This window comes from Pantoea sp. Cy-640 (genome assembly GCF_011752635.1).
In the GTDB taxonomy this organism is placed as follows: Bacteria; Pseudomonadota; Gammaproteobacteria; order Enterobacterales; family Enterobacteriaceae; genus Pantoea; species Pantoea dispersa.
Window position 1 is genome coordinate 394,168 of the sequence record NZ_VWXB01000001.1, and the last position, 12,462, is coordinate 406,629.

General features: G+C 58.0%; 14 protein-coding genes and 1 other annotated feature. Of the genes, 12 read left to right on the forward strand and 2 right to left on the reverse strand.

The window, feature by feature from the left end; genetic code table 11:
- Positions 1 to 39 precede the first annotated feature (39 nt).
- The 12 genes from rpmI (at position 40) to F3J36_RS01990 (ending at position 10,335) form a co-directional block, all read left to right on the forward strand.
- Positions 40 to 237: a 50S ribosomal protein L35 gene (gene rpmI / locus F3J36_RS01935; protein ID WP_006118955.1), complete on the forward strand. Its 198-nt coding sequence runs from the start codon at positions 40 to 42 to the stop codon at positions 235 to 237.
- Between the two features lie 168 nt (positions 238 to 405).
- Positions 406 to 762 (forward strand): 50S ribosomal protein L20, encoded by a 357-nt coding sequence (rplT, locus tag F3J36_RS01940; RefSeq protein WP_010616241.1) that lies wholly within the window; start codon positions 406 to 408, stop codon positions 760 to 762.
- A gap of 115 nt (positions 763 to 877) precedes the next feature.
- Positions 878 to 1,003: a sequence feature (Phe leader region), on the forward strand.
- On the forward strand, positions 883 to 927 hold the full coding sequence (gene pheM, locus F3J36_RS01945) for a pheST operon leader peptide PheM (protein ID WP_152562850.1): 45 nt from the start codon (positions 883 to 885) through the stop codon (positions 925 to 927). Its footprint overlaps the feature before it by 45 nt.
- Positions 1,004 to 1,074: 71 nt before the next feature.
- Positions 1,075 to 2,058: a phenylalanine--tRNA ligase subunit alpha gene (gene pheS, locus F3J36_RS01950; protein WP_021506248.1), complete on the forward strand. Its 984-nt coding sequence runs from the start codon at positions 1,075 to 1,077 to the stop codon at positions 2,056 to 2,058.
- 14 nt (positions 2,059 to 2,072) lie between these two features.
- Complete coding sequence (pheT, locus tag F3J36_RS01955) at positions 2,073 to 4,460, forward strand: phenylalanine--tRNA ligase subunit beta (RefSeq protein WP_021506247.1); 2,388 nt, start codon at positions 2,073 to 2,075, stop codon at positions 4,458 to 4,460.
- Between the two features lie 4 nt (positions 4,461 to 4,464).
- On the forward strand, positions 4,465 to 4,767 hold the full coding sequence (gene ihfA, locus F3J36_RS01960; protein ID WP_021506246.1) for an integration host factor subunit alpha: 303 nt from the start codon (positions 4,465 to 4,467) through the stop codon (positions 4,765 to 4,767).
- 133 nt (positions 4,768 to 4,900) lie between these two features.
- Positions 4,901 to 5,884, forward strand: a complete 984-nt coding sequence (gene btuC, locus F3J36_RS01965; protein WP_058757675.1) for a vitamin B12 ABC transporter permease BtuC — start codon at positions 4,901 to 4,903, stop codon at positions 5,882 to 5,884.
- Between the two features lie 39 nt (positions 5,885 to 5,923).
- Complete coding sequence (locus F3J36_RS01970) at positions 5,924 to 6,469, forward strand: glutathione peroxidase (protein ID WP_166718734.1); 546 nt, start codon at positions 5,924 to 5,926, stop codon at positions 6,467 to 6,469.
- Entirely contained in the window at positions 6,469 to 7,215 is a 747-nt protein-coding gene (gene btuD, locus F3J36_RS01975) for a vitamin B12 ABC transporter ATP-binding protein BtuD (protein WP_166718735.1), read from the forward strand. The genes F3J36_RS01970 and btuD overlap by 1 nt, the downstream gene beginning before the upstream one ends.
- Positions 7,216 to 7,279: 64 nt before the next feature.
- Positions 7,280 to 7,738 carry an NlpC/P60 family protein gene (locus tag F3J36_RS01980; RefSeq protein WP_021506241.1) on the forward strand — a complete coding sequence of 153 codons (459 nt, stop codon included), beginning with the start codon at positions 7,280 to 7,282 and terminating at the stop codon, positions 7,736 to 7,738.
- A 316-nt stretch (positions 7,739 to 8,054) separates the two neighbouring features.
- Positions 8,055 to 8,798 carry an EAL domain-containing protein gene (locus tag F3J36_RS01985; RefSeq protein WP_166718736.1) on the forward strand — a complete coding sequence of 248 codons (744 nt, stop codon included), beginning with the start codon at positions 8,055 to 8,057 and terminating at the stop codon, positions 8,796 to 8,798.
- A 97-nt stretch (positions 8,799 to 8,895) separates the two neighbouring features.
- Positions 8,896 to 10,335, forward strand: a complete 1,440-nt coding sequence (locus tag F3J36_RS01990) for a YdiU family protein (protein ID WP_166718737.1) — start codon at positions 8,896 to 8,898, stop codon at positions 10,333 to 10,335.
- A 6-nt stretch (positions 10,336 to 10,341) separates the two neighbouring features.
- Here F3J36_RS01990 and F3J36_RS01995 read toward each other — a convergent pair whose 3' ends face one another.
- Both F3J36_RS01995 and F3J36_RS02000 read right to left on the reverse strand, forming a co-directional pair.
- Positions 10,342 to 11,388 carry a 3-deoxy-7-phosphoheptulonate synthase gene (locus F3J36_RS01995; protein ID WP_166718738.1) on the reverse strand — a complete coding sequence of 349 codons (1,047 nt, stop codon included), beginning with the start codon at positions 11,386 to 11,388 and terminating at the stop codon, positions 10,342 to 10,344.
- 150 nt (positions 11,389 to 11,538) lie between these two features.
- On the reverse strand, positions 11,539 to 12,366 hold the full coding sequence (locus F3J36_RS02000; RefSeq protein WP_021506237.1) for a pyruvate, water dikinase regulatory protein: 828 nt from the start codon (positions 12,364 to 12,366) through the stop codon (positions 11,539 to 11,541).
- Positions 12,367 to 12,462: the final 96 nt, after the last annotated feature.

The following is a 12,462-nucleotide window of genomic DNA, read 5'->3' on the forward strand; positions in this document are numbered from 1 at the left end:
GTTCATTTTATTAACAATGCGAAGTGGATATTTGTAAAAATGCCAAAGATTAAAACTGTACGTGGCGCCGCAAAGCGCTTCAAGAAGACCGCTTCTGGCGGCTTCAAGCGTAAGCACGCAAACCTGCGTCATATTCTGACTAAAAAGTCTACTAAGCGTAAACGTCACCTGCGTCCAAAAGGCATGGTGTCTAAAGGCGATCTGGGTCTGGTTGTTGCCTGCCTGCCGTACGCATAAGTTAACCCTTTTTTAATTCCCCGATAGATTTCGGGTTGCAGTCAGGCGGCAACGGAATGAATCCTGGAGCTTACATCAGTAAGTGACTGGGATGAATGAAGCCAGCCAACGCCACTGCGGCACGAGAGATGATGGGGAAATCACAGAATATGATATAGGAGAGCTCACATGGCTCGCGTAAAACGTGGTGTAATTGCTCGCGCACGTCACAAGAAAATCTTAAAACAAGCTAAAGGCTACTATGGTGCACGTTCACGTGTTTACCGCGTTGCCTTCCAGGCTGTTATCAAAGCTGGTCAGTATGCTTACCGCGACCGTCGTCAGCGTAAGCGTCAGTTCCGTCAGCTGTGGATCGCACGTATCAACGCTGCGGCGCGTCAGAACGGTATCTCTTACAGCCGTTTCATCAATGGCCTGAAAAAAGCGTCCATTGAAATCGACCGTAAAATCCTCGCTGACATCGCTGTATTCGACAAAGTGGCATTCACTGCACTGGTTGAAAAAGCAAAATCAGCTCTGGCGTAAGTCAGGTAAAAAAGGGAGCTTGCTCCCTTTTTTATTGCCTGCAACCCACGCAAATGATTGACATTTTAGCCGCAGGGCATTTCAATAGTGCGGTTTCTATCAAGACAAGGTAACGCAAGCATGTACGCTGCTATTTTCCGTTTCTTTTTTTACTTTAGCGCCTGATCGTCAGGGGCTTTTGCGCATAAGAAAAGAAACGAAAAATCGCGCTGAAAGCCTCCCTCGTGGAGGCTTTTTTGTTTCCGGCGACACTTAATCGGATCGCACGATCCCAACGAGAACTGACCAGCCCGGCTGGAAGAAGAGGAAATCATGTCCCAACTCGCAGACCTGGTGGCCCGTGCCACGGCCGCCATCGACGAGGCGTCGGATATCGCCGCCCTGGACGCCGTGCGCGTCGAATTTCTGGGTAAAAAAGGGCACCTGACGCTGCAAATGACCACCCTGCGTGAACTGCCGGCGGAAGAGCGCCCGGCGGCCGGTGCGGTCATCAACGATGCCAAACAGCAGGTACAGGACCGTCTCAACGCGCGTAAAGATACGCTGGAAAGCGCGGCGCTGAATGCCCGCCTGGCGGCTGAGACTATCGACGTGTCGCTGCCGGGACGCCGTATCGAGAACGGCGGTCTGCATCCGGTGACCCGCACCATCGATCGTATCGAAACCTTTTTCGGCGAGTTGGGTTTCGCGGTGGCGACCGGTCCGGAAATTGAAGACGATTATCACAACTTTGATGCGCTGAATATTCCGGGGCATCATCCGGCGCGCGCCGATCACGACACCTTCTGGTTCGATGCCACGCGCCTGCTGCGCACCCAGACCTCCGGCGTGCAGATCCGCACCATGAAAAATCAGCAGCCGCCGATTCGTATCATCGCGCCGGGCCGCGTATACCGTAACGATTACGATCAGACGCACACCCCGATGTTCCATCAGATGGAAGGTCTGATTGTCGATAAAGACATCAGCTTCACCAATCTGAAAGGCACGCTGCATGACTTCCTGAACAACTTCTTCGAAGAGAACCTGCAGATTCGCTTCCGTCCGTCCTATTTCCCGTTCACCGAACCGTCAGCGGAAGTGGACGTGATGGGTAAAAACGGCAAATGGCTGGAAGTGCTGGGCTGCGGCATGGTGCATCCGAACGTACTGCGCAACGTGGGCATCGATCCGGAAATCTACTCCGGCTTCGCCTTCGGTATGGGCATGGAGCGTCTGACCATGCTGCGCTACGGTGTGACCGATCTGCGCGCCTTCTTCGAAAACGATTTACGTTTCCTCAAACAATTTAAATAAGGGCAGGTTATCCAATGAAATTCAGTGAACTCTGGTTACGCGAATGGGTAAATCCAGCCCTGGACAGCGCCGCGCTGTCTGAGCAAATCACCATGGCCGGTCTGGAAGTCGACGGCGTCGACCCGGTGGCAGGGGCGTTTCATGGCGTCGTGGTGGGTGAAGTGGTGGAGTGCGGCCAGCACCCGAACGCCGACAAACTGCGCGTCACCAAAATCAACGTCGGTGGCGATCGCCTGCTGGATATCGTCTGCGGCGCGCCAAACTGCCGTCAGGGGCTGAAAGTGGCGGTGGCGACCGTTGGTGCGGTACTGCCGGGCGATTTCAAAATCAAAGCGGCAAAACTGCGCGGTGAGCCGTCAGAAGGCATGCTGTGCTCGTTCTCCGAGCTGGGGATTTCTGACGATCACAACGGGATTATCGAGCTGCCAGCCGATGCGCCGGTGGGCACCGATATTCGCCAGTACCTGCAGCTGGATGACAACACCATCGAAATCAGCGTGACGCCGAACCGTGCCGACTGTCTGGGCATCATCGGTATCGCGCGTGACGTGGCGGTGATTAATGGCCTGCCGCTGCAGGCGCCGGTCATCGAGCCGGTTAAAGCCACCATTAGCGACACCTTCCCGATTCGCGTTGACGCCACCGATGCCTGCCCACGTTACCTGGGCCGCGTGGTAAAAGGCGTAAACGTGAAAGCTGAAACGCCGCTGTGGATGCGCGAAAAACTGCGCCGCTGCGGTATCCGCTCGATCGATCCGGTGGTGGATATCACTAACTACGTGCTGCTGGAGCTCGGCCAGCCGATGCACGCCTTCGATCTCGACCGCATTGACGGCGGTATCGTGGTGCGCATGGCGAAAGAGGGGGAAACCCTGACGCTGCTCGACGGCAGCGAAGCGACCCTCCACAGCGATACGCTGGTGATTGCTGATCACCACAAAGCGCTGGCGATGGGTGGCATCTTCGGCGGTGAGCACTCCGGCGTCAACGAAGCGACGCAGAACGTACTGTTTGAGTGCGCGTTCTTCGATCCGCTGGCGATCACCGGTCGTGCGCGTCGTCATGGTCTGCATACTGATGCTTCCCACCGCTACGAGCGCGGTGTCGATCCAGCGCTGCAGCATAAGGCGCTGGAGCGCGCCACTCAGCTGCTGCTGGCGATTTGCGGCGGCGAAGCCGGACCGGTTATCGATCAGACCGATGCCAGCAAACTGCCGGCGCGCGCTACCATTACGCTGCGCCGTGAGAAGCTGGACCGCCTGATTGGCCACGTCATTGCGGATGAGCAGGTGACCGATATCCTGACCCGTCTCGGCTGTGACGTCACCGTCGGCAACGGCGAATGGCAGGCCGTCGCCCCGAGCTGGCGCTTCGATATGGCCATCGAAGAAGACCTGGTCGAAGAAGTGGCGCGCGTATACGGCTACAACAACATTCCGGATGTGCCGGTGAAAGCCAGCCTGCTGATGACTCAGCACCGTGAAGCCGATCTGTCGCTGAAGCGTGCCAAAAACCTGCTGGTGGATAAAGGCTATCAGGAAGCGATTACCTACAGCTTTGTCGATCCGAAAGTGCAGCAGCTGCTGCATCCGGGTGAAGAAGCGCTGATTCTGCCCAGCCCGATTTCCAGCGATATGTCGGCAATGCGCCTGTCGCTGTGGACCGGTCTGCTCGGCGCCGTGGTGTATAACCAGAACCGTCAGCAGAGCCGCGTGCGCCTGTTTGAGAGCGGTTTACGCTTTGTGCCTGATACGCAGGCCGATCTCGGCATCCGTCAGGATCTTATGCTGGCGGGCGTGCTGAGCGGTAACCGCTACGAAGAGCACTGGGATCTGGCGCGCCAGACGGTTGACTTCTATGATTTGAAAGGCGATTTAGAGTCGCTGCTGGATTTGACCGGTAAACTCGACGCGATTTCGTTCCGTGCAGAAGCCAATCCGGCGCTGCATCCGGGACAGAGTGCAGGCATTTATTTAGCCGGCGAACGAATCGGATTTATCGGGGTGGTTCATCCGGAGCTGGAACGTAAGCTGGATCTTAACGGCCGCACCTTAGTGTTTGAACTGCTTTGGAATAAGGTCGCAGACCGCGTCCTGCCTGACGCGCGCGAGATCTCACGCTTCCCGGCGAACCGCCGTGACATCGCTGTGGTAGTGGCTGAAAATGTGCCCGCAGCAGATATCATCGCGGAGTGTAAGAAAGTTGGCGTAAATCAGGTAGTTGGCGTAAACTTGTTTGACGTGTACCGTGGTAAGGGCGTAAACGAGGGTGAAAAGAGCCTCGCGATTAGCCTGATTTTGCAGGATACCAGCCGGACACTCGAAGAAGAGGAGATTGCTGCGACCGTTGCCAAATGCGTTGCAGCATTAAAAGAGCGATTCCAGGCAACCTTGAGGGATTGAACCTATGGCGCTTACAAAAGCTGAAATGTCAGAGTACCTGTTTGAAAAACTCGGGTTGAGCAAACGCGATGCCAAAGAGTTGGTAGAGCTTTTTTTCGAAGAAGTTCGCCGCGCGTTGGAAAACGGAGAACAGGTAAAACTGTCCGGATTTGGTAATTTTGATCTGCGTGACAAAAACCAGCGTCCGGGCCGTAACCCGAAGACGGGGGAAGATATTCCAATCACCGCCCGCCGCGTGGTGACATTCCGTCCGGGGCAGAAGTTGAAAAGTCGCGTGGAGAACGCGTCACCCAAGGATGCTGACTGATTTCAGTATGACAAAAAGGCCGCTCAGCGGCCTTTTTTATGCGCGCAATCCCGGCAGCACGCTGCAGGCGCGGCTTTCTTTTTAGCGTAATCTCTCTACAATCAAATCTCTGTTTTCTCAGCCAATCTTACTTATGACTCTGCTGGATCAGCTGGCCCAACAGGCCGACCGTCGCAGCCGGCGCTGGCTCGGCGCGCTTACTGCCGCAGTGCTGCTGCTGCTGGTGCTCAGTCTGTGCACGGGCGACAGCTGGATTTCTCCGCTGCAATGGTTTTCTGCCAGCGGCGATCTGTTCGTCTGGCAGCTGCGCCTGCCGCGCACCCTGGCGGTGCTGCTGGTGGGCGCGGCGCTGGCAGTCTGCGGCGTGGTGATGCAGGCGCTGTTCAACAATCCGCTGGCGGAGCCCGGGCTGCTGGGCGTATCGAACGGCGCCGGCATCGGCCTGGTACTGGCGGTGCTACTGGGTAACGGCGCACTGTGGAGCCTGGCACTGGCAGCGATGGCGGGCGCGCTGCTGATCACGCTGATCCTGCTGCATTTTGCCCATCGTCAGCTGTCGGTCAGCCGTCTGCTGCTGACCGGCGTGGCGCTCGGCATTATCTGTAGCGCCATCATGACGTGGGCGGTGTACTTTAGCACCAGCCTCGATCTGCGCCAGCTAATGTACTGGATGATGGGCGGCTTTAGCGGTATCGACTGGCGCTACGGCTGGATGATGCTGGCGCTGCTGCCGGTGACGCTGGCGCTGCTGGCCAGCGCCCGGACGCTTAATCTGCTGGCGCTGGGGGAGGTGTCGGCGCGGCAGCTCGGCCTGCCACTGCTGCTGTGGCGCAATCTGCTGGTGCTGGCGATGGGCTGGCTGGTGGGCGTCAGCGTGGCGATGGCCGGTGCGATTGGATTTGTCGGACTGGTTATCCCCCATCTGCTGCGCCTCAGCGGCCTGAGCGATCATCGCTACCTGCTGCCGGCCGCGGCGCTGGCGGGCGCGGCGGTACTGCTGGCGGCGGACATTCTGGCACGGCTGGTGCTCACCTCGGCCGAGCTGCCGATTGGGGTGGTCACTGCCACGCTCGGCGCGCCGCTGTTTATCATGTTATTAGTGAAGTCTTCGCGCTAGCTGCGGCTGGCACAGTGCAATCAACAACGGGAATCGACGATGAGCCTTTATCAGACAGAACTGGTTACGCTGGACGGTGAAAAAACCACGCTGGCACAGTATCAGGGCAAGGTGCTGCTGGTGGTTAACGTAGCATCAAAATGCGGCCTGACGCCGCAGTATGAACAGCTGGAGTCGCTGCAGAAGGCCTGGCAAGACAAAGATTTCAGCGTGCTGGGCTTCCCCTGCAATCAGTTTCTTGAGCAGGAACCGGGCAGCAACGAAGAGATCAAAACCTTCTGCAGCACCACGTACGGCGTAACCTTCCCGCTGTTCGACAAAACGGAGGTTAACGGCGAGCAGCGTCATCCGCTGTACCGTCAGCTGGTCGCCGCGCAGCCGGAAGCCGAACGCCCGGCAGGCAGCGGTTTCCTTGAGCGCATGGAGAGCAAAGGCCGCGCGCCGAAAGCGCCGGGCGATATCCTGTGGAATTTCGAAAAGTTCCTCATCAACAAACAGGGTGAGGTGATTGCGCGCTTCTCGCTGGACATGACGCCGGACGATCCGATCATTCTGAAGCGCATTGAGCAGGCGCTGGCGGCGTAATGCTGCTGCAGTGCCACGACCTGCGCGTGCCCGGACGGCTGAGCGCGGGGGAGCTGACGCTCTGCCGCGGTGAGCGCGTGCACGTGGTCGGCCCAAACGGCGCCGGCAAGAGCACGCTGCTGACCGCGCTCGCTGGCCTGCTCGACGCCGAAGGGCAGCTGACGCTGGCCGGCCAGCCGCTGCGAAGCTGGTCGGGGGCCGCACTGGCGCAGCAGCGCGCCTGGCTCCCGCAGCAGCAGCCGGCACCTGCGGCACTGCCGGTGTGGCACTATCTGCGGCTGCACAGCCCGCCGGGCGGCGATAAAGCGCAGGCGACGCTCACTGACCTGCTGCTGCAGCTTGGCTTGCAGGACAAGCTGACGCGTCCGCTGGCGCAGCTCTCCGGCGGTGAGTGGCAGCGGGTGCGCCTGGCGGCGGTGGTGCTGCAGATCCATCCGGCAATTAATCCGCGCGGTGCGTTACTGATTCTGGATGAGCCGCTCACCGCGCTCGACATCGCACAGCAGCGCGCGGTGGATAAGCTGCTGTTGCAGCTCAGCGAGGCCGGCATCGCCATTGTCGCCAGCGGACACGATCTCAACCACAGCCTGCGCCATGCCGATCGCGTCTGGCTGATGCATCAGGGCCGCGTAGTCAGTCAGGGCGGGGCGCGCGAGGTGCTGACCGCCGAGCGACTGGCGCCGCTCTATCAGGCCGAATTCGTGCAGCTGGAGACACCACAGGGGCCGCTGCTTTATCTTCCCTGACTTGCGCGCCGCGCCGCTTTGTCGCTACAGTGTCAGCCGGACGACGTTTTTAAGGACTATTCTAATGCGGCTGACCCTGTTTCTCCTCGTGTTGCTGCTGGCGGGCTGTAGCCATCATGCGCCGCCGCCCAATGGCCGTCTGTCTGACTCCATCACCGTGATTGCGCAACTTAACGATCAGCTCAGCCGCTGGCGCGGTACACCTTATCGCTATGGCGGGTTAAGCCGCGGTGGCGTGGATTGCTCGGGCTTTGTCTACCTGACCTTTCGTGACCGCTTTGACCTGCAGCTGCCGCGCTCAACGATTGATCAGACCGATATTGGCACGCGCATCGATAAAAGCGATCTGCTGCCCGGCGACCTGGTATTTTTCAAAACCGGCAGCGGCGAAAATGGCCTTCACGTCGGCATCTATGACACCGACAATACCTTCATTCACGCCTCTACCAGCCAGGGCGTGATCCGCTCCTCGCTGGATAATGTTTACTGGCGCAAAGTATTCTGGCAGGCGCGTCGCATCTAATCCGCTTAACCCATTAGTGTTAAAAAAAGGCGTAATAATCAGATGGGTTTTGAACCGATTTATTTGTTTTTTTCCGCCAGATATAACTCTCATTTAAAATGGCACTTTACCGCAATCGGGTTTGCGACTAAAAATAGACGTCAGTGAATTTAATCAGTATGGACATTAACCTGGATCATTTGGCTTAAGTATTATTTGATGCAGAAAAGTCGGTAATTAGACAGAAAACGGCGTCTCTTCTAACGTTTGGTCCTATTGCCTGACCGTTTTCATTGATATACGATGCGCCAATTGCCACTGCATCTGGCTGTAAAAAATGAAAGTCCATTTATCTGCCGACTATCAGTCGGAAACCTGGTTTTATCCTGCCTATTCCCTGGCGGGCCAGCTGACTGCGGTTGAGCTGGTCACCCAGTTTGTTCATGACAGTGCGCCGATTACGCTGCCGCAGGACTTGCTGTTGCCGCAGCTTGACGATGCCCAGCAATTACGTTTGCTGCAGAGCCAGTTAGTGCTGCTGGAAAAGTACCGTGACTTTTTTGAGTTACATCAAATTATCGCGCTGGTTCGTATTGATGAATCTATGGCCACGACGCTATTGGCCAGTGAGTTTCTCTTAAGGAAATTTAAACAACTTCCCTTTATTGTTTTGGATATCAGTGAAACGTTTCCGCAATTATCGGCTGGCAAAAAGCAGCCGCTGTTAGCACGCCTGCAACAGGAATTTCGCTTATCGCTTTCTCAATTTGGGTCAGGAAAAGCACCGGCTACGGCAGTATACGAAAATCTGTTTAGCGTGTTAAAAATGGACAAAGCGTTTATTCATGCACTGGCGAAACGTGCCTCATTTACGCCATTTATTCAGACTGTTATCGATAATTTTTCCGCTTACGCCCCGCAAATAATTATTTGTGGCGTTGACGATAATGCCCTGCTGGAGAAAGTCAGTTCCCTGAGCGGCGCGCAGCTGCAGGGCAGCCTGTTCCCGGTGGTTAAAGCGGAACGGTTAAGCGATCTCATCTATCCGCACGTCACGCTCACCACGCCTTCACAGCAGTAACCTTTCATCTGTCTTCTCCGTCACCCCGACGGTAGACTACGCTTTATCTTTAAACGCAATGCGGGTGGCGCATCGTTGCGCACCTTCCGGAGTGTCGATGCAATTTATTAATAGCTGGCAGCAGACGTTGCCGGGATTCTACACCGCGCTGGACCCAACGCCGCTTGCCGGCGGCCGGCTGTGTTATCACAATGCCGCGCTGGCGCAGGAGATGGGCCTGGATGCCGCGCTGTTTGCTGGCAAAGGCCACGGCGTGTGGTATGGCGCAGCGTTACTTCCCGGCATGTCGCCGCTGGCGCAGGTCTACAGCGGGCACCAGTTTGGCGTGTGGGCTGGCCAGCTGGGCGACGGACGTGGTCTGCTGCTGGGCGAACAGCAACTGGCCGACGGCCGCAAACTTGACTGGCATCTGAAAGGCGCGGGCCTGACCCCCTATTCACGCATGGGCGATGGCCGCGCGGTGATCCGTTCCAGCGTGCGCGAGTTTCTCGCCTCGGAAGCGCTGCACCATCTTGGCATCCCGACCACGCGCGCGCTGGCGCTGGCCATTGGCGACGAACCGGTCCAGCGTGAAACCCGCGAGCGCGGCGCGATGCTGATGCGCATCGCCGACAGCCATCTGCGCTTTGGTCACTTCGAGCATTTCTATTACGGCGGCGAGCCGGAGAAAGTGCGCCAGCTGGCGGACTACGCGATTCATCATCACTGGCCGCAGCTGGAGCAGGAGGCCGATCGCTACCTGTTGTGGTTTACCGATATCGTCAAACGCACCGCCAGCCTGATTGCCCAGTGGCAGAGCGTCGGCTTCGCGCATGGCGTGATGAACACCGATAATATGTCGATCCTCGGCCTGACGCTCGATTACGGGCCTTACGGTTTCCTTGATGACTACGATGCGGATTTCATCTGTAATCACAGCGATTATCAGGGGCGCTACGCCTTCAGCAACCAGCCGATGATCGGCTTGTGGAATCTCAACCGCCTGGCGCATGCGCTGTCCGGTTTGCTGAGCACTGAGCAGTTGAAACAGGCGCTCAGCCATTACGAGAACGAGCTGATGCGGGTGTGGGGCGAAAAAATGCGCGCGAAGCTCGGGTTGCTGACCGCCGATGCGGGGGATAACGCCATCCTCACTGACCTGCTGGCGCTGATGACCGCAGAGCACAGCGATTACACCCTGACGTTCCGCCTGCTGAGCGAGACGCAGCAGGCAGAGACGCGTTCACCGCTGCGCGATGAGTTTATCGACCGTGACGCCTTTGACCGCTGGTATCACGGCTATCGTCAGCGCCTGCTGCAGGATGGCGTCAGCGATGCGCAGCGTCAGGCAGTCATGAAAGCGGCTAACCCGGCGCTGGTGTTGCGCAACTATCTGGCCCAGCAGGTGATCGATGAGGTTGAGCAGGGGGAAACGGCGGCGCTGGCCAGATTACATCTGGCGCTGCAGCAGCCGTTTAACGAGGCGGCCATCAGCCCGGAACTGCGCCAGCGGCCGCCGGAGTGGGGAAAAACGCTGGAGGTGAGCTGCTCCAGCTAGCAGGCATCAGAAGCGGCTGTCCACGGCAGCCGCCAGCAGCGCCAGCACCTCCGCGCTGTCATCCCAGCCGAGGCACGGATCGGTAATCGACTGGCCGTAGGTCAGCGGCTGACCGCTCACCACTTTCTGATTCCCCTCCTGCAGGAAACTCTCAATCATCACTCCTGCCACTGCCCGCGAACCGGCCCGGATCTGCGCCGCCACGTCCTGCGCCACATCGCGCTGGCGGCGATGCTGCTTCAGGCAGTTGCCGTGGCTGAAGTCGATCACCAGCTGTTCCGGCAGGTTGAAGTCGCGCAGGTTGGCGGCCGCAGCGGCGACATCTTCAGCTTGATAGTTCGGCTGACGCCCGCCGCGCAGGATCACGTGACCGTGCGGGTTGCCGCTGGTCTGATAAATCGTCATCTGCCCGGTTTTGTCAGGTGACAGGAACATATGGCTGACGCGCGCGGCGCGAATCGCATCAACCGCGATCTGCACATTGCCGTCGGTGCCATTCTTGAAGCCCACCGGGCAGGAGAGCGCCGAGGCCATTTCACGGTGAATCTGGCTCTCGGTGGTGCGCGCGCCAATCGCGCCCCAGCTGATCAGGTCGGCAATAAACTGGCCGATCACCATATCGAGGAATTCCGTGGCGGTTGGCATGCCGATGGCATTGATATCCAGCAGCAGCTGGCGCGCGATAGCGATGCCGCGGTTGACGTCGAAGCTGCCATCGAGATCCGGATCGGAAATCAGACCCTTCCAGCCCACCACGGTGCGCGGCTTCTCAAAGTAGGCGCGCATCACAATTTCCAGCCGGTCCTTGTGCTGTTCACGCAGCAGATTGAGACGCTCTGCGTACTCCAGCGCGGCCTTCGGATCGTGCAGTGAGCAGGGGCCGATAATCACCAGCAGGCGTGGATCTTCACCGGTCAGGATGCGCGCGATACGCTGACGCGCGGCGGTAACGTTAGCGGCAATCGCCGCCGAAATGGGGTGTTGTTGCGCCAGCGCGGCCGGCGTCAGCAGCGTGCCGATGCGCGCGGTGCGCAGTTCATCAGTTTTGTTCATTGGGATTCTCAAAAATCTGTTCTTCGCAGCGGTGAAATACCGGGAAGTGATGATGATCACAATAAACCATTAGCCCGTGAATTCAACCAGCTAAATCAAAAGGCTATTCATTACTGACGGCAGCCAGGCTTTACAACCTGGCAGGTGAGGTCAGTACATGCTGCGGCGCAGGCCCATGATGTCGAGGATTTTGGTGGCGATCTCTTCGACAGAGTAATTGGTGCTGTTGAGATAGCGAATCTGATGGGTGCGGAACAGCGCTTCCACTTCACCGACCTCCAGTCGGCACTGACGCATTGACGCATAGCGGGTATTTTCAGCGCGCTCCTGACGAATCGCTGCCAGCCGTTCCGGATCGATGGTCAGGCCAAACAGCTTGTGCTGATGGGCGCGCAGCGCAGGCGGCAGCTTCAGATTATCCATGTCATCGGCGATGAACGGATAGTTAGCCGCGCGTACACCAAACTGCATCGCCAGGTACAGGCTGGTCGGGGTTTTGCCGCAGCGCGATACCCCCAGCAGAATCACCTGCGCATCTTCCAGCCCGCGCAGCGAAATACCGTCATCGTGCGCCAGGGTGTAATCAATCGCGGCGATGCGGGCATCGTATTTGCCTAAGTTACTGGCGGTCAGGCCGTGGGTGCGGTGCGCCACCGGCATCGAGGCTACGCCTAGTTCGCTCTGCAGCGGTGCCACCAGCGCCTGCACGATGTCCTGGCAGAAGCCTTCGCTCTCCAGAATGATGTCGCGCACCTCCGGCGTGACAATAGAGAAAAACACCAGCGGGCGCACGCCGCTCTGCTGGTAGAGCGCATTGATCTGGGCTTTCACCGCCTGGGCGCGCTGCACATTCTCCACGAACGGCAGCGTCACGCTGTTGGTATTCACCGGAAACTGCGACAGCACCGCGTGGCCCAGCACTTCCGCGGTGATGGCGGTGCCGTCAGAGATATAGAATACGCTGCGTTCAGTGCTCATGGTTGACCTCATGCTTTTGTTTACTTTTGCGTAACATTATCGCCTAAAATATTTCATTTTCACTAAGGGTAAAATGAAATATCCATATCTGGCCGG